We start from the raw sequence: 19,742 nt of genomic DNA, 5'->3' as shown, positions 1-19,742 counted from the left end.
CGATTCTTCATGATCTCGGAGAGATTTCCGGCAGGACCCTATTTATTGATGGGACAAAGATCGAATCCTGCGCGAACAAGTATACGTTTGTCTGGAAAAAATCCGTTACAAAGCATCAGGCCCGCCTGTTTGAAAAGATCCTTTCTTTTATCGAAGAATGTGAAACTTTGTATGGAATCAAAGTGGTCTATAACGGTAAAGCGACACTGCACACCATGAAACGGCTGCGCAAAAAGCTCTATCAGATCAAGGGAGAAGAACAGATCACCTTTGTCTATGGAATCGGCCATCGGAAAAGTCAGCTGCAGAAATCCATTGAAATGCTGGAAGGATATATCAGCAAACTGAAAGAATACACAAAGCATCTTCATATCTGCGGGGAGAGGAACAGTTATTCCAAGACCGACCCGGATGCGACCTTCATGCGTCTGAAAGAGGATGCCATGCTGAACGGGCAGTTAAAGCCGGCTTATAATCTTCAGCATGGAGTAGACGCACAATACATCACGTGGCTTGACCTGAGCAGCCACCCTACGGATGTTCTGACACTTGTTCCGTTCTTAAAAGACATGGAGAGCCATCTTTCGTTTCAATACAAGGAAATCGTTGCGGACGCCGGATATGAAAGTGAAGAAGCCTATGTTTTTCTGGAACAGAATGGGCAGGAATCCTATTTGAAGCCGCAGAATTATGAGATCTCAAAGACACGGAAATACCGCCAGGATATCAGCCGCAGAGAGAACATGACGTATGATTCTGAGACGGATGAATATCTATGTTCAAACGGAAGGAAGCTCAAAGCGATCTATGACCGGCACAGTAAGAACCGTAACGGCTATGTCAGTACTGTGACTGTATACGAATGTGAAAGCTGTCAGAGATGTCCTTATAAAGATAAATGCATCCACGGCAACAACTGCAAGACTCCAATGGAGGAGCGGAACAAGCGTCTTAGTATCTCCAAAGTGATGAAGCAAAAGCGACAGGAAACGCTGGAGAGGATCACAACGGAATACGGGACTCAGCTCCGAATGAACCGGAGCATTCAGGCTGAAGGCAGCTTTGCCGTTATAAAAGAAGATATGAACTTCCGGCGGTATCTTTACCGGGGGAAAGAAAATGTGCTGGCCCAGAGCGTTCTTTTGGCCATTGCCTACAACATCAACAAGCTTCATTTTAAGATCCAGGGAGGCCGGACAGGCCAGTTCTTGACCGAACTGAAAGCTTCATAATCAAGGCCATTCAAAACACAGATCAGGAGAAGGCGCTTATTCAATGAGCGGCTTTAGTTGACGTTTGCCGAATCAAGAAACATGTAAAAAACATACCTGAAATCGGAAAAATCCGGCCATCAAGGCCGGATTTTCACCGATTCGTGAGGGCTGTCGCAACACTCTATTGCGACAGCCTCTTTTCATTATCACCTGCCAGCATTGCGGAAGGGGCATATCGGTTTATGGTGACAAGCGCAGAAAGTATTGTAGCCATGAGTACATTGCGGCGCAGTTTGGAAATAAAAAATGAGTGCCATTGCTGACACTCAGGAATGTTATTTGCGTTTCCGATACTTCTGATTCTTGCTGTTCGGCTTGTCGGGAATCGTGCGTTCAATCAGATTCTGTTCCAGAGCCGGATTCAGATAGTTTTTACGGAAGGTCGGTCTGTGTGAAAGACCGAGTCGCTCCATAAGCTCCGCTGCGGAAAGCGTATCATTGCCGAGAACGGAGAGCAGACGCTCGGTCGGAGTTTTATCTTGGTCGCTTACTTGGTCGCTATCTTGGACGGTGGAGCGAGCAACAAGCGTCACTTTTTTCAGGCTATCTCTGATGATTTCAAGTATCAATTCGACAAATCCGGCGCTGTCTGCTTGCTTATCAGCCGCAGCAAGTGCATCGTAGTATTCTTTCTGCCGTGACTGAATCAGTTCCTCAATCGGAAGCCAGAAGAACAGTTCCTTCCATCTTCTTGGTATTATGTTGATGTCGTGATTACCATTATACCTAAAGGCTGAGCCGCTGGCTCTTTTCCATTCTGGAATTCACATTATTATAAGGGCAGTACCCTTTTCATGCTACATGTTCAACTTGATTATACAATCGACCCAAAAGAAATCTTCAGTATTTCCGCAAATTTTATCAGTGCTTTCCGGATAATGAGATTGTGAACTCGTGCGTTCACAATCTGACGTGGACGCGTTTTCGCATCCTTTTGCGAATCCCAGATGAGGATGCCGGAGTTTGGGACATGAGCGAGGCGGCTCACGAAAACTGGAATGTGAGGATGCCTGACTGCAACCTTCTCGCTTCCGCTTTCCTTGTCCGGCGGAAAAACGGAAGGGAGAGAGGAGAGGAGGATCAGCGCTTTCGTTTCGGATTTTTGGGGAACCATCCCTTTTTCACTCTGTGTGCCTGCTCGTAGAGCTCCCGGATACTCCAAAGACAGCTGCTTCCGAAAATGCCTAGGAGAGAGCTCAGGAGGAGATCCTTCCAGAGCAGGGACGCGGTGAGCGAGAAAATGCCGACTATGGCAAAAAGGGGCCATATCCCCTTTCCGAAGTAGTATTCACTCTTTACGACGATGGGGTGGAAAAGACCGATCATAAGGAAGGATCCGAGGCCTATGGCCAATCCGAAGCAGTTCATGAAGACTTGCCCCTTTCTGAAAAAATAGAATGACTCCGCTGCCCGAAAGGGAAGCCTGGAGCGTTTGACTTATCGTAAGACTCATGGTACCTTACTGTATAAGTCCCCGTCAAGCGCCGGAACAGACGCCGTGTACACACGGGCGGCTGTTCCGGCATTTGACGGGACAACAGGTATGAGCAAGGAGGGCGAGAGCCCGGAATGCGAATACCTGTCAGCGCTGCGGGAGCAGCGCGGGGACTTATACCGGAAGAGGAGTGAGTCATCCCGACGCCGTGTAGACACGGGCGGCTGTTCCGGCATTTGACGGGACAACAGGTATGAGCAAGGAGGGCGAGAGCCCGGAATGCGAATACCTGTCAGCGCTGCGGGAGCAGCGCGGGGACTTATACCGGAAGAGGAGTGAGCCCTTCCGGCGCCGTGTAGACACGGGCGGCTGTTCCGGCATTTGACGGGACAACAGGTATGAGCAAGAAGGGCGTGAGCCCGGAATGCGAATACCTGTCAGCGCTGCGGTAGCAGCGCGGGGACTTATACCGGAAGAGGAGTGAGCCATCCCGGCGCCGTGTAGACACGGGCGGCTGTTCCGGCATTTGACTTATTTTTAGCGGAGCGGGAGCTTTGATGGAGAAGAGGAAGCGGCGCACAGGAGGAGGGCCCGGAGGGAGGCGGAGAAATCTCCTGATCCTGGAGCTTCTACTCCTTCTTCTCGCTTCCTTCGCCTGGCAGAGACTGCATGCGGAGCATGCGGGAGAAGGGAGGACGGAGCTTTCCGAAGAGGCGGAATACACCCTTTCTTCCCTTTCCGCGGGGGACTCCGGGCAGACGGGAGAGACGGAGGGCCCGCTCTCATCGGAGAGGAGATCCGCCGCAGCGCTTCCTCAGAGGGAGGAGGATGCGGGGAGCTTTCGCTATGAGGAGCTCCCGGCCTATGCGGGGCTTCCCTCTGCGGAGGTCAACGGCGGTCTTCCCTATTTTGCTCAGGAGGATCTTCTCCCCTCGTCCTACGAGCATTACAGCCCGCTGGATTCCCTCGGAAGATGCGGACCGGCGATGGCCAACGTAGGTAGGGATCTCATGCCGGATGAGCCGAGAGGGCCGATCGGCATGATAAAGCCCACGGGCTGGCATACGGTGCGCTACGACGATCTCATAGGGGACCGATATCTCTACAACCGCTGCCATCTTCTCGCCTACCAGCTCACCGGGGAGAATGCCAATCCGCAGAATCTGATCACCGGGACCCGGTATATGAATGTGGAGGGAATGCTTCCCTACGAGCGCAGGATTTCCGACTATGTGAAATCGAGCGGCCGTCACGTGCTTTTTCGTGTGACGCCGGTCTTTCTCGGGGAGGAGCTTGTGGCGAGGGGGGTTCTCATGGAGGCCTATTCTTCGGAGGATGAGGGAGAAGGGGTCTGTTTTAATGCTTTCGTCTACAATGTTCAGCCCGGGATCATAATCGATTATGCGACGGGGGACAGCCGCAGAGCGGAAGGATAAGAAAGGAGCAGTATGCACACATTGGTTTTGATACGGCATGGGGAGAGCGAGTGGAATCTGGAGAACCGCTTCACGGGATGGACGGATGTGGATCTCACGGAGAAGGGGATCTCCGAGGCAAAGAGCGCGGGCAGGCTTCTCAGAGAGAGCGGCTTTGACTTTGACCTTTGCTATACCTCCTATCTGAAGAGGGCGATTCACACCTTGAACCATGTCCTGGACAATATGGACCGGGTCTGGCTTCCGGTGCAGAAGAGCTGGAAGCTGAATGAGCGCCACTACGGCGCTCTGCAGGGCCTCAATAAGTCGGAGACCGCGGAAAAATACGGAGAGGAGCAGGTCAGGATCTGGAGGCGCTCCTTCGATGTGAAGCCGCCGGTGCTGGATCCGGAGGACAAGAGGAGCCCGAAGCTGCAGGAGCAGTACCGCGGGGTGAAGCCCGAAAACCTTCCGCTTACGGAGAGCCTGAAGGATACGGTTGCGAGAGTGGTTCCCTACTATGAGAAGGAGATCCTTCCGGAGATGCGCTGCGGAAAGAGAGTGCTGATCGCAGCGCACGGGAACTCTCTCCGGGCGCTCATCATGTACTTTGAGAAGCTGACGGAGGAGGAGATCGTCTCTGTCAATGTCCCGACCGGCACGCCGCTGGTCTATCGTCTCGACGATGAGGGAAAGGTCATCGAAAAGTATTATCTCGGAGATCAGGAGGCGATCGCGGCAAAGATGAAGGCTGTCGCCGCCCAGGGAAAGGCGAAGTGAGAACTGAGAATCGAGAACTGAGAACCGGCCTTCTCGTTTTGGACAAGTAAAAAGGCGCTTCCCCGGAGATCGGGGAGGCGCCTTTTTGGGACACATATTTTTCACAATTTTATTAGCACTCATTGCTTGACAGTGCTAACAACATATGCTATAACATCAGATGTAAGGGAAAAGAAGCAATAGCAATAGCAATAGCGATGGAAATGGATTTCAGATAAAGGAGGTTTTGCTATGATGTACATGCCGAGTATTTTTGGATCAGATATGTTTGACGATTTCTTCCGGGATCTCGATCAGGGCTTTGCCCCGAAGGCTCTCTATGGAAAGAGGGCGAAGAACCTGATGAAGACGGATATCCGGGAGGACGAGAAGGGCTATCAGCTTGCGATAGATCTTCCGGGCTATCGGAAGGATGAGCTGAAGCTTGAGCTGAAGGACGGATATCTCACGATCTCAGCGGAGAAAAATGAGGAGAAGGAGCAAAAGGACGAGAAGGGCAGGATGATCCGCCAGGAGCGCTATGCGGGCTCTGTGCAGAGAAGCTTCTTCGTCGGAGAGCAGTTAAAGGAAGAGGATATCAAGGCGAAGTATGAGGATGGGGTCCTTCGGCTGGAGATTCCGAAGAAGGAAGAGGAGAAGAAGCTCCCCGAGCGCCGCTACATCGAGATTTCCTGATTTACTCTCCTGATGAAAGAGGGAGCGGGAGCTCTCCTTCGCAAAGACCGCAGGCGAAGAGAATCAAAGTGCGGATGAGATAGAGAGAAAGGGCGGGGGCCGCGGAAAACAGCGCGGCCCCCGTCCTTTCTCTCTTTCGCCTGGCGGCGCACGTTTCTAAGCGTTCAATTATCGAAAGCGCCGTATACGAGAATTACATACGGTGCTGTGAGCGGAAGGGGGTTAATCACCCCCTTCCGCTCGATTTACTCGATTGTCCGCCTTCGATATTTTCGAAATTGCGGGTATTTTCAGGTTAGAGCTTTAAAAGCTTCGGGCCGTTTTCTCCCACCTGGCAGAGCCCGCGCGGGGTGATGCGGAGCTCCGGAATGACCGGGAGGGAGAGGAAGGAGAGTGTGATGAAGGGGTCCACCCCTTCCGGCACGCCCATTTCATGTGCCTTCTTTTTCATGTGCTGCAGGTGGCGGTCGACCTCCTCGTAGCCCTCATCGCTCATCAGTCCCATGATGGGAAGGGGGAGGGTATCATAGACCGCTCCGTTATAGACCAGGGTATAGCCGCCCTGGACGCGGATCAGTTCGTTGACGGCCATCGCCATCGCCTCGTCGCTGTCCCCGATCACGAGGATGTTGTGGGAGTCGTGGGAGACGGAGCTTGCGACCGCTCCGCCGCGGAGCCCATAGCCCTTTGCCACGGCGCAGCCGATTTTTCCGCTGTTTTTATGCCGCTCCACGGAGGCGATCTTCAGATAGCCCGGACAGAGCTCGGGCTGGAAGTTCCGGCACTTTTCCAGGGCGGCGCTCTCCTCTGTGGTGGTGATCTCGCCGGGGTTTAATGTGATCACGGGCGTTTCATCCAGGCGGATCGGAAGCAGGAAGCTCTTCGGGCTCACGGGATCGAGGTGTACGCTGTGGCGGAGGCTGACCGGACAGGAGCGGATGCGGAGCTCGGCGTCGGATCTCAGGAGCTCGCCTTTGAAATAGACGGAGGAGACGGAGACCTCCTCCAGGGAGTCCAGAACGACGAGATCTGCCTGATAGCCGGGGGCTATCGCCCCGAGCTGACGGAGGCCGTAGAGGCGCGCCGTATTGATGCTCGCCATCTGGTAGGCTTTGACCGGATCGAGCCCCAGGGAGATCGCGAGGCGGATATTGTAGCTGATATGGCCCTCTCTCAGGATGTCCTCGATGTGCTTGTCATCGGTGCAGAAGGAGAAGTTTTCCGTATTGCAGCCGCTCTCCAGGATTCCCTCCACGATGGCGCGGAGATTGTGGGCGGCGCTTCCCTCCCGGATATGGACGTGGATCCCCCTCCGGATCTCCTCTCTCGCGTAGTCGAAGCTCGTGGCTTCGTGGTCGCTCCGGATGCCCGCGAGCGCGTAGGCGCTCAGCTCCCGCTCCGGAAGGAAGGGGGCGTGGCCGTCGATCATCATCTTTTCGAAGAGGCAGAGCTTTGCGAACATCGCCTTGTCTCCGGAGATCACGGAAGGGTTGTCCATGACCTCTCCGAGCCCGAGAACCCTCGGGTGATGGACGTATTGCCGCATCTCCTCCGCACTGAATTCCGCTCCGTTGTCATCCAGCTTCGTGGCCGGGACGCAGGAGGGCAGCATGACATAGACGTTTGCGGGGGAGTGGGAGGTCTGGTTCAGGATATAGTTGATGCCGTCCGCGCCGCTCACATTCGCGGCCTCGTGGGGATCGACGATGAAGCAGGTGGTGCCAAAGCGCGCGGCGGTGCTCACCAGCTCGTTCGGCGATACCATGGTGGACTCCAGGTGGAGATGGGCGTCGATGAAGCCCGGGACGACAAATCTCCCCTCGAGATCTCTCTCTTCCTTTCCGAAGAAGTCCTCCCCCGTGCCGGCGATGAGACCGTCCTTGATCGCGATGGAGGCCGGGAGTATCTCCCCGCTGAATACATTCAGAATTCTTCCGTTTTTCAGTACGAGGTCCGCCGGGGACCTTCCCAGCGTCACTCTCGCGATTTTCCGATAGCGCTGTACATTCATCTTCTCTCCTTTCCTTCCGATGATCTTTCCTTCCGATAATCCGGTGATCCGGTGCGTGATCCGATGCGGATGAACGAGACTGAATCTGCAATTCAAAAAGTTTTTTAGGTGCATATAAAAATATTTAGAAATATTATTGCATATTTTTTAAAAATATGCTAGTATTTTTATACAAATAATTCGGGACACCAGCGGGCGGTATGAACATGTCGTGGAGTCGGTACCGCCGGCAATCAAGAAGGGATGATCTATTTCAAAAGGGGACGACAAAATGGAAAAATTCTTTAAGCTGAAAGAAAACAAGACGGATGTAAAGACAGAGCTCATAGCGGGTGTTACGACCTTTATGACGATGGCTTATATCCTGGCGGTCAATCCCAGCATCCTGAAGGAGACGGGGATGGATGCGGGAGCGGTTTTCACCGCGACGGCCCTGGCCTCCGCGCTGGCATCCTTCTGCATGGCGCTGCTTGCCAATCTGCCCTTTGTGCTCTCCGCCGGGATGGGGCTCAATGCCTACTTCGCCTATACGGTGGTGATGGGAATGGGCTACAGCTGGGAGGTCGCGCTGGCCGCGGTATTCGTGGAAGGGCTGATCTTCATCGTACTCTCCGTCACCAATGTGCGGGAAGCGATCTTCAACGCGATTCCGAAGACACTGAAGATCGCGGTCTCCGTCGGAATCGGGCTTTTCATCACCTTTATCGGGCTGCAGAACGCGCATATCGTCGTGGACGGCGCTACGCTGGTCACGATGTTTTCCTTCCACGGGGCGCTGACGGGGGGGACCTTCCACACGGAGGGAATTACGGTGCTGCTTGCTCTGATCGGAACGATGATCACGGCTTTTCTGGTCCTGAAAAATGTCAAGGGAAATATCCTTCTGGGGATTCTGATCACCTGGCTCCTCGGCGTGCTCTGTGAGCTCAGTGGTCTCTACGTTCCGGATCCCGAGCTCAAATTCTTCAGTTTGATCCCGTCCGGCATCCTCTCCATGCCTTCTTCCCTTGCGCCGACGCTTTTAAAGATGGATTTCAGCGGACTTCTGTCTCTCAACTTTCTGGTCGTGGTCTTCGCCTTTCTCTTTGTGGATATCTTTGATACTCTGGGGACGCTGATCGGCTGCGCCTCCAAGGCGAATATGCTGGATCAGGACGGAAAGCTTCCGGGCATCAAGGGGGCGCTTTTTGCGGACGCGATCGGAACGACGGCGGGAGCCTGCCTGGGGACCTCCACCATAACGACCTTCGTGGAGTCCTCCTCGGGGATCGCGGAGGGCGGGCGCACCGGACTTACGGCCGTGGTGGCGGGAGCTCTCTTTGCCCTCTCCCTCTTCTTCTCCCCGATCTTTCTCGCGATCCCGTCCTTTGCGACGGCCCCCGCTCTCATCATCGTCGGATTTTTCATGATGCAGCAGGTCGCGAAGATCGACTGGGAGGATGCGCTCTGCACGATTCCGGCCTTTATCTGCATCTGCGCGATGGCCTTTATGTATTCGATCTCCGAGGGGATCGCCTTTGGAATCATCAGCTATTCGCTGCTTCATCTCCTGATGGGGAAGGGGAAGGAGGTCACGCCGCTGATGTATGTTCTATCGATCGTTTTCATTCTGAAGTACGTGTTCCTGTAGGCAGGGGAGGCCGGTTTACCGGCGGATTCCTCGTGAAACGGCGACGACAGGGAGGGCGGTCCGAGAGGACTGCCCTTTTCTCTATAGTGGCAGCTGTCTTCGCCGGACGGATATATGTGCTTTGGTTTGGCGGATAGATACAGTTTGGTTTTATGGTCCGGCTTTGCGGCGGAGATCGTTGGCGGCCGCCTCCGTCGGGAGGATATATGGGCTTTGGCTTTACGGATGGCTTTACGGTAAAGATCATTGGAAGCTGTCCCCGCCAGGTGATAGATGCATTGTGCCTGAGGGCATGCTGTGGGAATCGGAGGAAGAAATGAAGAGGGAAGAGAATTTTGTATTGAGAGGAAATATCTGCTATAGTGTGAAAAGCACGGAGCTTCGCTGTGTGCGGAGGGGGGATCTTCTGGTATTGGACGGAAAGATCGGAGCTATTTTCCCGGAGGGGGAGCTGCCGAAACGCTTTTCCGCTCTTCCTCTTACGGATTATGGGGAGGATATCTTGATTCCGGGTATGACGGATCTCCATATCCACGCGCCGCAGTACAGCTTCCGGGGGACCGGGATGGATCTGGAGCTTCTGGACTGGCTTTCGACCAATACCTTCCCGGAGGAGGCAAAGTACCGGGATCTCTCCTATGCGGAGCGCGCCTACTCGGATTTCGTTTCGGATCTCCGGGAGAGCGTCACGACCCGCGCTCTGGTTTTTGCGACGATCCATGTGCCCGCGACGCTTCTCCTCATGGAAAAGCTCGATGAGAGCGGGCTGATCACCATGGTCGGGAAGGTCAATATGGACAGGAACAGCCCGGATTTTCTGAGAGAGACGACGGAGGAGAGCCGGAGGAGCACGGAGGAATGGCTTTCGGAGTCGGAGGGGAGATTTCAGAGGACCTTTCCGATCCTCACGCCTCGATTCACGCCGAGCTGCACGGATGAGCTCATGCGGGAGCTCGGGACCCTGAAGGCCCGGCGGGGACTTCCCGTGCAGTCCCATCTCTCCGAGAATCTCTCGGAGCTCGCCTGGGTAAAGGAGCTCTGCCCCTGGGCGGGCTGCTATGGAGAGACCTATCGGCGCCCGGGACTTCTCTATGGGGAGGGGAAGGCGGTTATGGCGCACTGCGTCTATTCCTCGGAGGAGGAGCTCTCTCTCCTTGCGGAGAGCGGCTCTTATATCGCGCACTGTCCCCAGTCGAACACGAATCTCTCCTCCGGCATCGCGCCGATCCGGCGCTATCTTGATCGCTCCCTCCGCGTGGGGCTTGGGACGGATGTCGCGGGAGGGGCCAATCTCTCCATGCTCCGCGCGCTCACGGATGCGATCGCGGTCTCCAAGCTTCGCTGGAGGATCATGGACGAGACGCTCCGTCCGCTTTGCTTCGAGGAGGCCTTCTATCTCGCGACGAAGGGCGGGGGGAGCTTCTTCGGCAATGTGGGCAGCTTCGAGGAGGGCTATGAGGCGGACATCCTTGTTCTCTCCGGGAGGAGGGAGAGTGTGCGGGAGCAGGGGATCCGGGAGAGACTGGAGCAGCTTGTGTATCTGGGAGGAGAGGGGACGAGGCTCAGGGCAAAGTTTGTGGCGGGAAGGGAAATCGCTCTTGGCGCTGTATGAGCCGGGTGCGCGGCGGATTGACGCGGAGGCCTGCATTTACCGACGCTGCCGGAAGATTTCGGCAGGAATCTTTCGGTAAGGGATGAGAGTATGCTCCGGAGGAAGAAAGCGGCGGCTGAGCTTTCGCCTTGTTTAAGAGGGGCGGATCTTTGGCGGAGAGGAGGGACTCATGGCGGAGAAGATGGGAGAAGGAGAGCCGATCCTGGGGATTGTGCTGATGTGCTCCGGCTGGAGCAGACGTTTTGGCAGGAATAAGCTCATGGAGGAGCTCGGGGGAAAGCCCATGAGCGCTTACATCTTTCAGACGCTTTCCTCTCTCCTTTTCTCGCAGGCGGGGAGCGGCGCCCACTCGGAGGCGGTGGGGAGCGGGCTCTCCCCCTCCCGGGAGCGGGGGGGCGTGAGCTTCGATATACCGCTGGTCGTGACGCGCTTTCCGGAGCTTCGGAGGCTGGCGGAGCGCTTTTGCTTCCGGGTCATTATGCATAATGATCCGGAGCAAAGCGATACGATCCGCCACGCGCTCTCCTCCGGTCCGGCGTCCCGCTGGGACGGGGCGATGTTTCTGGCCGGGGATCAGCCCATGCTCTCGGAGCGCTCTCTCCTTCGGCTTGCCTCCTCCTTTTCGCTTTTTCCGGACAAGGTTTCCCGCTTAAGCTTTAACGGAGAGGCCGGAAATCCCGTTATTTTCCCGAAAAAGTATTTTCCGGAGCTCAAGAATCTGACCGGAGACCACGGCGGGGGAGTCATTTTGAAAAACGGGCTGATCCGGCCGGAGGAGATCCTTCTCGTACAGGCGGAGCGGGAATTTGAGCTCTGGGATGTCGATACGGAGGATGGGATACGGAGGATCGAGCAGGTGCTGAGACTTCGCTATGGCTGACAGTCGGCCGCTAGGGGCATGGGAAAGCAGTAGTTCTCCCGGAGACTTGCGGCGATGAAGGGACGCTGGAAAGCCAGGGCGAAGCGGGAGAGGGAGGAAGCGGAGAGGCTGTCCGCCTGGTTTAAGAGGAGCTTGTCAAAGAGGGCCTCTCTCTCCAGGACGAGGGCTGCCATCTCCTCCGTGACCGGACTTCTTTCTGTGAGTGCTTCTGAGCCGGAGGGATTTTCGGAGAGCTTTTCCCGGAGGATCGAGAGGAAGAGCTCCGGGCGATGCACGGCCTCCTTTATGGGATGCCCCAGTCCGCTCCCCCCGATGACCGCGATCGTCCGCGCATTTCCCTCCGGGATGACCGGCTCCCAGGGGGCGTGGGCCTTCAGCGGGAGACGCTTGGATCCGTCCGCTTCGATCAGGATATAGTCCGCGTAGGGGAGGAGGTCCTTCCAGGGGACGGGGGGCGGGGAGAGCTTTCCGGATTCCGCCATGCTTCCGAGGCAGAGGATCGGAAGCGGGGAGAGGGAGAAGGCTGCTTCAAGACAGGAGGAGATTTCCGTAACCTCGGCTTCCTTTTCGCTGTCCTTAAGGATGCGTGCCTTAGCGGAGGGGCGCACGGAGATTCCGGAGGAGGAGAAGAGGACGAGGGGGCAGTGGGGAAAGGGCAGGATGTGGGTGCTGGTTCCGAGGATCACCCTCCCTCTTTTTGCGAGCTCCAGAGAGAGAGAAAGAAGGAGAGAGCTCTTTCCTCCGCTTCCGATCACGGAGCAGATGCCGCTCGGGATGGAGAGGAGCTCCGGAAGGGCGGAGAGAGGTCTTGGATTTCGTCTGTTTTCTGTTTTCATTGGGAAGCTGCCCTTTCTGCAAGACACTGCCGAGGCGGCGGATTTTTGAGACTGGAATCATTATAATAGACCCTGCGGAAAGAGGAAAGCTTCAGGGCGGGGAACGTTTTGGAATGGAAACGGAGACGGCCCTGGGGCGGGAAATGCTCCGGGCGTTTTAAGCGCCGGGAGCGGATGGAAGAGATGAGGAGGCTTTTATATGAGAGAGTGGGGGTATCGGGGGAAGCTTCGGAAGCGGGCATATATTTTTCGGCTCCTTCGCTTAAGTTTGCTGCTGCTTTCCTTCCTCCTCCTGGGAGGGAAAATCCAGGATCTTAGGGGGAGAGCGGAGGAGGCGGAGCAGCATCATCTCAAGTGCTATTACGCGCTGGAATACAGCGGGAGGGGCTGGTCTGACTGGAGCAATGACAATCAGCCCCAGAGCCGCCGGGACAGCTTTCCGAGCGCGCTTAGGATCGCGCTGAAGCATCAGCCGGAGGGGATGAGCGGAACGGTTCAATACCAGGTCAACATAAGCGGACAGGGCTGGAGCGGAGTGCTGGAGAACGGCCAGAGCGCCGGTCTGGAGGGGGGAGCCGTCCCGCTCGAGGGACTTAAGGTCTGGCTGAACGGACAGCTCTCGGAGAATTACGATGTCTACACGAAGGCCATGGTGAACGGAGAGTGGCTGGACTGGGTCATGAACGGACAGGAGGCGGGGAAGGTCGGAGTGGGGACCCATATCGACGGCATCCGGGTCTCTGTCGTGAAGAAGGGGGAGCAGCCGACAGCGGAAGAGGCGGGGCAGGCTCAGAGCGCCCAGAGCGCTGTGGACCCCGAGCGGCCGATGGTCGCCCTCACCTTCGATGACGGGCCCGGGAAATATGAGGACCGGATCCTGAGCTCTTTGGAGGCGAACAAGGGCCGCGCGACCTTCTTCATGGTGGGAAATCTCGTCGCCCGTCACAGCGCGGTGGTAAAGAGAATGGCGGATGACGGCTGTGAGCTTGGAAATCACAGCTGGGCGCATGAAAACCTCTCAAAGCTCTCCTCGGCTGCGGTTCGGAATTCCATTCAAAAGACCAATGATGCGATCCGCGCGGCGGGCGGACATGCCCCGACCCTGGTTCGCCCGCCCTACGGGGCGACCGGCGGGCAGTGCAAGAGCACATTGACGGAGATGGGATACGCGCCGATCCTCTGGAGTATCGATACGCTGGACTGGAAGACCCGGAACAGCAGAAATACGGTGAAGGTGGTTCTGAGTCAGGTGAAGGACGGAGACGTTATATTGATGCACAGCATCTATCCGCAGAGCGCAGAGGCCGCGGAGCTGCTGATTCCGGAGCTCACAAGGAGAGGCTACCAGCTTGTCACGGTGAGCGAGCTTGCGGCCGCCCGGGGCGGGATTCATCCGGGGCATTCCTACGGCTCGTTCCGGAAAAAATAGAGTCCGTGCGTTTCATGCAGAGGCCCTTTTCCGGGAGAAGGCGGGGCGGGAGGGAGGTAAGATGCTTGTCTATATCAGAGGGGCAGGGGATATCGCGAGCGGCATCGCGGTCCGGCTTTACCGGGCGGGGATGGAGCTTGTGATGTCGGATCTCGCCGTTCCGACCGCGGTACGGCGAAGCGTCGCATTTTCCGAGGCGATCAGGCTCGGAAGCGCAAAGGTGGAGGAGATCAGCGCGAAAAGGGCGGAGAGCATAGAGGATGTGAGAGAAATTCTCTCGGAGAGGAAAATCGCAGTTCTCGTAGACAGCGGGAAGGAGAGCATCCGCGCGCTGAGACCGGACGCCGTCGTGGATGCGATCCTCGCAAAGCGGAATCTCGGGACCTCTCGGACGGACGCTCCGATCGTACTGGGAATAGGGCCCGGCTTCTTCGCGGGGATTGACTGCCACGCGGTCATAGAGACGAAGAGGGGACACACACTCGGAAGGGCGATCTACCGGGGTGCGGCGATCCCAAATACCGGAGTCCCCGGAAATATCGCGGGAGTCTCCGCGGAGAGGGTGCTCCGCTCCCCGGCGGAGGGGATATTCCGCTCCTTGGCAGAAATCGGACAGCTCGTTGCAAAGGGGGAGACGGTCGCCTATGTGGACGGTATACCTTTAAAGACAGAGATCCCCGGTATGCTCCGGGGACTCCTCCAGGACGGAATCCCGGTCTTCAAGGGGATGAAATGCGGGGATGTCGATCCGAGGGGGGAGAGCGCGGACTATCAGACCGTCTCCGACAAGGCGCTCGCAGTCGGAGGCGGCGTTTTAGAGGCTCTGCTTCATTTTATTTCAGTGGGGGAGAGCGCGGGAGAGCCCTTCCATACTCCGGGCCGTGAGCGCATTTTGTGATAGGGAAAAGCTCTGAGCCTGTTCCGATGGCTTATCTCCTGCTTCGTTAAAATGCCGGATGCCTCTACAAAGCATCCGGCATTTATCTGCCTGACGGGAGCGTGTATGCGTAAATCCCAAAGGACAGGGAAATCGGAGCGGGCAGTTAGCGTGGAAGCCGTCCGATGCGTCGCGGGGCAGCAAGGCTTAGAGCACCGGCTCGAAGGGCTTTCTCTTAAGGTATTGGCCGCGCCCCTCAGAGAGGACCTTCCCCTCTCTCGCGCTGAGCGTCCCCCGGAGGTAGACCTCTTCGATGACACCCTGGAGCTCCATCCCCTCGAGCGGCGCGTAATCGCATTTTGAGACCTGATTTTTTATGCTGATCGTCTTTCTCCGCTCCGGGTTCAGGATCACGATATCGGCGTCGCTCCCCTCCTGGAGCACTCCCTTTTTCGGATAGAGGCCGTAGAGCCTTGCGGGATTTTCCGAGAGGACGGCGCACATTCGCTCCCTGCTGATCCGCCCCTTGGCTACGCCCTCGGAATAGATCAGCTCTCCCCTTGTCTCCACGCCCGGCATCCCGCCGGGGATCTTCCGGAAATCCTCCAATCCGAGCTCCTTTTGCTTTCTCGTAAAGGCGCAGTGGTCCGTGGATACGGTCTGAATCTCCTTCTCGCGGAGCGCCTTCCAGAGTGCCTCCTGATCGGAGCTTTCCCGAAGAGGGGGTGAAATCACATATTTTGCGCCCTCAAAGCCCGGGAGATCATAGAGCTCCCTGGTCTGCGTGAGATACTGAGGACAGGTCTCCGCAAAGACGGTCTGTCCCCGCCTTCTCGCCGCGCGGATCTCATTCAGCCCCTTTTCGCAGGTCAGGTGAACATCGATGACCGGAGCGTGGGCCATGTCCGCGAGATAGAGCAGGCGGTTGATGGCCTCCGCCTCCGCGTCATCCGGGCGGGAGAGATAGTGGGAGGAGACGCTTCTCCTTTTTTCCGGGTCCTTTGCGAGCTCCTTTTGGAGGGCCGCGATGAGGCCGGAGCTCTCGCAGTGCACACCGGTGATGCCTCCGAGCTCCCGCAGGCGGACTAGGATCTCAAAGATCGTCTCGTCGCTTAGCTGGATATCGTAGGCCATGTAGAGCTTAAAGGTGCTGAGCCCCTCCTCCATCATCCTTTGGCAGTCCGCCCTGGTCCTCTCGTTCCAGTCAGTGATGGACATGTGGAAGCCGTAGTCGCAGGATGCGCCGACGGCCGCCTTTTTCTGCCAGTTATGGAAGCCTTCCTCGAGGGTCTCTCCCTTGTACTGCGTGCCGAAGTCCACGATGCTCGTCGTGCCTCCGCTCAGCGCGGCCCTTGTGCCGGAGGCGAAATCGTCACAGGTCACGGTTCCGGCTACATGCAGGTCGAAATGGGTGTGGGCGTCGATGAAGCCTGGGAAGATCAGCTTCCCTCCCGCATCCAGAGTCTCCGCCTTTTCGGGAAGAGAGGAGAGAAAGCGCTCCTCCTCCTCTCTCTGCGATTCGGAAAAAATCCTCTCGATCCGCTCGCCGCACAGGAAAAGATCGCCGGGGAAGCTTCGCTCCGCTGTCACCAATGTGCCGCCTTTTATCAAAATCATAGCCTGCTCCTTTCTTTACGTCATACTCCTACAGCAGCGCCGATCCTCCCGGCGAGGGCGTTTACAAGCGGATCCATGGCAGTCTTCCCCCGGCTCCCAGGCTGCGGGGAGAGCTTTAGATCAGATAGGTATAGTCGCGAAAGACCGTATCCACGAGCTCCGCGATCCGGTAGAAAAGCCGGGAATTTCTGTCTCCGACCCGGTAGTCCATCTCCTGTCCGCCCAGACGGACGCGCGCATTGCCCTCGCTGTCCTGAAAGAAAAAGCCGTCATTCGTGGAATCCGCCATATCCGAGGCGTTCCGAAAGAGTGTGAACTTATCCTTATAGGGAGCGGAGTCATAGGGGCAGAAGGTCCTGCAGTTTCCGCATTCGTTGCACATGGAATCGATATGGATGATCTGGCGCATCTCTTCTCCGGGAACGGAAATCGAGACATTTGCGCGGTTCGGACAGACATCGGCGCAGTTTTCGCAGATATAGTCGCAGCTTAAACAGCGGCTGTCCGCCTTCCCCGCCTCCGGCGCCTCTGAGAGGATGCCCTTTTTCCCGTGGATCTCCTCCGCGCTCGATAGGGAGGGGCGATCCGTCCCGATCCTTTGATTCAGGATCGCTTCAGAGGCGAGCTTTGCGTTTGCAATGGCCTTCACGATGACGGAGGCGCCGAACGCGCCGTCTCCCGCGGCGTAGATCCCCTTTACGCTGGTCTCATTGCTCTCCGGCTCCAGGACAGGACGCCCCTTTTGGTCCGTGCGGATGCCGTTTCTCTCGTAGAAGGAGCCGTCGACTCCCTCTCCGATCGAGGCGATGACAGTGTCACAGGGGATCTCGACGACTTCCCCGGTCTCCCGCACGGATCTCCTTCCGCTCTCTTCCATCTCGGAGAGGACGGTTTTATGACAGCGGAGAACTCCGTTTTCCAGTGTGAAGGGGGAGAGCAGCTCCCGGAAGAGGACGCCGTCTTCGATGGCCTCCTCGAGCTCCTCCTGGTCCGCCGGCATGTATCTCTTGGTTCTTCGGTAGACGAGAAAGACCTTTTCCACGCCCTCGCATCGGATCGCCGCCCTCGCGGTATCCATCGCGGTATTCCCCGCGCCGACGATCACGACATTTTTCCCGATGCGGATCCTTCCCTCCTCTTCCTTAAAGCGGCGGAGGAAGTGGAGCGCGTTTTCCGCCTCTCCCTTTTCCAGGGGAAGGGGCATCTCCCGGTGCGCGCCGATCGCGAGGATTACGGCGTCGAAGCCCTCCTTCTCCCGGAGCGCCCCGACATCCTCGATCCTCTGCCCGAAGTGGAAGACGGCGCCGCAGGCCTTCGCAAGTCCGACATCCTTTTGGATCTCCTTCTCATCGATCCGGAAGGAGGGGATGATATAGCTCACGACACCGCCCGCCCGCTCGTTTTCCTCATAGACATGGACCTCCGCCCCGGCCCTCGCGAGGAAGAAGGCTGCGGCGATTCCCGCGGGACCCGCTCCGATGACGGCGACCTTTTTCCCGCAGGCCTCTCCCTTTTTCAGCGTCGGAAGCACGGCCTCATAGCCGTTTCTTGCGGCGATGAGCTTATTGTTTCGGATCTGCACGGCAGTTTCGTAGTGATTCCTCGTGCAGGCGGTCTGACAGCTGTGGGTGCAGATCCTTCCCGTCATAAAGGGAAGCGGATTCTTATCCAGAATCACTTCGAGCGCCTCCCGATAGGCCCCCTCCTTCACGAGCCTTCCGTAGCCTGTGATATCCTGGTGGATCGGGCAGCGGTTCCGGCAGGGCATGGTGTAGCAGTCGACGAGGGGGACGGAGTCCTCGGATTTCCGATTCGGGATCGGCTTGATCGGCTTTAAGAGATGCGGATCCGTGACGGCCTTTTTCAGGATGGCATCGACGGCGGAGAGGGAGACGAACTTCCATTCCACGGCCTTCTCGGAATCCAGGAGCTCCGCCATCTGGATGAAGCGGAGGTAGCCCCCGGTCTTTAAGAGGGTGGTGGCCATGGTCACGGGCCAGATGCCGCTCTCCGCAACCTCTTTGATGTTGAAAAAGTCACAGCCTCCGGAGTAGGAGATCCGGAGCTCTCCGCCAAAGTCCTCCGTGAGCATCCTCGCTACGGACAGGGAGAGCGGGAAGAGGGACTTCCCGGACATATACATCTCCTCGGAGGGGAGCTCATGATTCTTCACATCGACGGGGAAGGTATTCGTGATCTTTACGCCGAAGCTGAGCTGCTTCGACTCCGCGAGGGCCTTGAGACGCCGAAGCATCGGGACGGCATCCCGATACTGCAGATCCTCCCGGAAATGGAGGTCCGTGAATTGAATGTAGTCGTAGCCCATGCTGTCCAGAAGCTCCCTCGCCTTCTCATAGCCGAGCAGCGTGGGATTGCACTTTACGAAGGTGTGCAGTCCCTTTTCCGTGATCAGATAGGAGGCAATCGCCTCGATCTCCTCGGGGGGACAGCCGTGCAGGGTGGAGACGGTCACGGAATTTACGATATCCTCCCGGATCGCCTCGACGTCCTCCCTCTTGAGATGCTCGAAGCGGTCCAGGTTCTCGAGGAGCCAGGTCCTGCAGCTCTGAAAGCTCTCCGTCTCTCCCGCGTGCATCATCTCATTGATAAAGCGGTCCACCTTCGGCGTCTGGATACCGGCGAGATCATAGCCGACAGAGATATTGAACTGGAAGGCATCCGGGTCGCCCAGTCCCCACTCCTTCGCCATCACCTTCAGCAAAAACCAGGCCTTTACATACTCGTCAAAGGCCTGAGGGACCTCGAGCTCTGTGGACCACTCGCAGTTATAGCACTCGTCCTCCGCGCTGATGCAGGGCTTCTTCACGCAGGAGGCGAGCTCCCGGCCGTCCATTTTCTGGACGGTCTTCAGCTCAAAGAAGCGCGCTCCGCCGTAATAAGAGGCGGCGATATTCTGCGCAAGCTGCGTGTGGGGGCCGGCCGCCGGTCCGATCTGGGTCTCCAGCTTCCTGCCAAAGAGATGGAAGGGGGCGGGAGACTTCGCTTTATAGCAGCGCGGGACGCCGAAGACGGAGCCCTCCTTCTTATATTCCAAAAGCATTCTGTTCATCAGCTTCCCAAAGGGAATCGGGATCATAATATCACTCATAGCGTATCTCCTTTTCCGGAAGGCGGCATCGTCCCGCTCCTTTCGGGAGAGGAGAGCATTGTCTCCTCTCCTCCTCCCCTCCCTCAGGGGAAAAGAGCGGATGGAGCCGGGCCTTCGCTTCCGGCGGGACGGCCTCCTGACAGCAGTCCCGCCGGGCGGGTT

At 57.0% G+C, this 19,742-nt stretch carries 15 protein-coding genes and 1 pseudogene; 10 read left to right on the top strand and 6 right to left on the bottom strand.

Going from position 1 to position 19,742, the window contains the following annotated elements; translation table 11 throughout:
* The coding region (locus tag GCWU000341_RS11300) for a transposase (protein ID WP_009216172.1) at positions 1–1,232 on the top strand (1,232 nt) is incomplete at its 5' end.
* A 317-nt stretch (positions 1,233–1,549) separates the two neighbouring features.
* Here GCWU000341_RS11300 and GCWU000341_RS11295 read toward each other — a convergent pair.
* Positions 1,550–1,843, bottom strand: a complete 294-nt coding sequence (locus tag GCWU000341_RS11295; RefSeq protein ID WP_009216170.1) for a Fic family protein — start codon at positions 1,841–1,843, stop codon at positions 1,550–1,552.
* A 272-nt stretch (positions 1,844–2,115) separates the two neighbouring features.
* Here GCWU000341_RS11295 and GCWU000341_RS14400 point away from each other — a divergent pair.
* Positions 2,116–2,418: pseudogene (locus tag GCWU000341_RS14400) on the top strand (DUF1016 N-terminal domain-containing protein); the annotation flags it as partial.
* Here GCWU000341_RS14400 and GCWU000341_RS11290 read toward each other — a convergent pair.
* Positions 2,355–2,642 carry a DUF4491 family protein gene (locus GCWU000341_RS11290; protein WP_009216168.1) on the bottom strand — a complete coding sequence of 96 codons (288 nt, stop codon included), beginning with the start codon at positions 2,640–2,642 and terminating at the stop codon, positions 2,355–2,357. The pseudogene GCWU000341_RS14400 and the gene GCWU000341_RS11290 sit on opposite strands and share 64 nt — an antisense overlap.
* Before the next feature lie 624 nt (positions 2,643–3,266).
* Between GCWU000341_RS11290 and GCWU000341_RS14490 the strand changes: the two genes are divergently transcribed.
* The 3 genes from GCWU000341_RS14490 to GCWU000341_RS11275 all read left to right on the top strand — a co-directional run bounded on the left by GCWU000341_RS14490 (position 3,267) and on the right by GCWU000341_RS11275 (position 5,579).
* Entirely contained in the window at positions 3,267–4,145 is an 879-nt protein-coding gene (locus GCWU000341_RS14490) for a DNA/RNA non-specific endonuclease (RefSeq protein WP_009216165.1), read from the top strand.
* Between the two features lie 12 nt (positions 4,146–4,157).
* Complete coding sequence (gene gpmA / locus GCWU000341_RS11280) at positions 4,158–4,904, top strand: 2,3-diphosphoglycerate-dependent phosphoglycerate mutase (RefSeq protein WP_009216164.1); 747 nt, start codon at positions 4,158–4,160, stop codon at positions 4,902–4,904.
* A 234-nt stretch (positions 4,905–5,138) separates the two neighbouring features.
* The gene (locus GCWU000341_RS11275) at positions 5,139–5,579 is read left to right on the top strand and encodes an Hsp20/alpha crystallin family protein (protein WP_040654358.1); all 441 of its coding nucleotides are present in this window, start codon (positions 5,139–5,141) and stop codon (positions 5,577–5,579) included.
* A 295-nt stretch (positions 5,580–5,874) separates the two neighbouring features.
* Here the strand turns inward: GCWU000341_RS11275 and ade are convergent, their stop codons facing one another.
* Entirely contained in the window at positions 5,875–7,590 is a 1,716-nt protein-coding gene (ade, locus tag GCWU000341_RS11270) for an adenine deaminase (protein WP_040654357.1), read from the bottom strand.
* A gap of 271 nt (positions 7,591–7,861) precedes the next feature.
* On the opposite strand from ade, the gene GCWU000341_RS11265 reads away from it, so the two are divergent.
* The 3 genes from GCWU000341_RS11265 to GCWU000341_RS11255 all read left to right on the top strand — a co-directional run bounded on the left by GCWU000341_RS11265 (position 7,862) and on the right by GCWU000341_RS11255 (position 11,712).
* Positions 7,862–9,220 carry an NCS2 family permease gene (locus GCWU000341_RS11265; RefSeq protein ID WP_009216160.1) on the top strand — a complete coding sequence of 453 codons (1,359 nt, stop codon included), beginning with the start codon at positions 7,862–7,864 and terminating at the stop codon, positions 9,218–9,220.
* Between the two features lie 316 nt (positions 9,221–9,536).
* Entirely contained in the window at positions 9,537–10,832 is a 1,296-nt protein-coding gene (locus GCWU000341_RS11260) for an amidohydrolase family protein (RefSeq protein WP_040654318.1), read from the top strand.
* 169 nt (positions 10,833–11,001) lie between these two features.
* Complete coding sequence (locus GCWU000341_RS11255) at positions 11,002–11,712, top strand: nucleotidyltransferase family protein (protein WP_009216158.1); 711 nt, start codon at positions 11,002–11,004, stop codon at positions 11,710–11,712.
* Here GCWU000341_RS11255 and yqeC read toward each other — a convergent pair.
* A complete protein-coding gene (gene yqeC / locus GCWU000341_RS13250) occupies positions 11,703–12,548 on the bottom strand; it encodes a selenium cofactor biosynthesis protein YqeC (RefSeq protein ID WP_081443201.1) in 846 nt (281 codons plus the stop codon). The genes GCWU000341_RS11255 and yqeC overlap by 10 nt on opposite strands.
* A gap of 199 nt (positions 12,549–12,747) precedes the next feature.
* Between yqeC and GCWU000341_RS11245 the strand changes: the two genes are divergently transcribed.
* Both GCWU000341_RS11245 and yqeB read left to right on the top strand, forming a co-directional pair.
* Entirely contained in the window at positions 12,748–13,977 is a 1,230-nt protein-coding gene (locus tag GCWU000341_RS11245; RefSeq protein ID WP_009216155.1) for a polysaccharide deacetylase family protein, read from the top strand.
* Between the two features lie 61 nt (positions 13,978–14,038).
* Complete coding sequence (gene yqeB, locus GCWU000341_RS11240; protein ID WP_009216154.1) at positions 14,039–14,875, top strand: selenium-dependent molybdenum cofactor biosynthesis protein YqeB; 837 nt, start codon at positions 14,039–14,041, stop codon at positions 14,873–14,875.
* Between the two features lie 186 nt (positions 14,876–15,061).
* On the opposite strand, the gene hydA is transcribed toward yqeB, so the two are convergent.
* Both hydA and ygfK read right to left on the bottom strand, forming a co-directional pair.
* Positions 15,062–16,471 (bottom strand): dihydropyrimidinase, encoded by a 1,410-nt coding sequence (gene hydA / locus GCWU000341_RS11235; RefSeq protein ID WP_009216153.1) that lies wholly within the window; start codon positions 16,469–16,471, stop codon positions 15,062–15,064.
* Positions 16,472–16,586: 115 nt separating this feature from the next.
* Complete coding sequence (gene ygfK, locus GCWU000341_RS11230; protein ID WP_009216152.1) at positions 16,587–19,580, bottom strand: putative selenate reductase subunit YgfK; 2,994 nt, start codon at positions 19,578–19,580, stop codon at positions 16,587–16,589.
* Between the last annotated feature and the right edge of the window lie 162 nt (positions 19,581–19,742).

It is taken from the genome of Oribacterium sp. oral taxon 078 str. F0262, from assembly GCF_000160135.1.
Classification (GTDB): Bacteria; Bacillota; Clostridia; order Lachnospirales; family Lachnospiraceae; genus Oribacterium.
The sequence above is the reverse complement of the archived record's forward strand: the minus strand, read 5'-3'. Positions and strand labels throughout refer to the sequence as shown.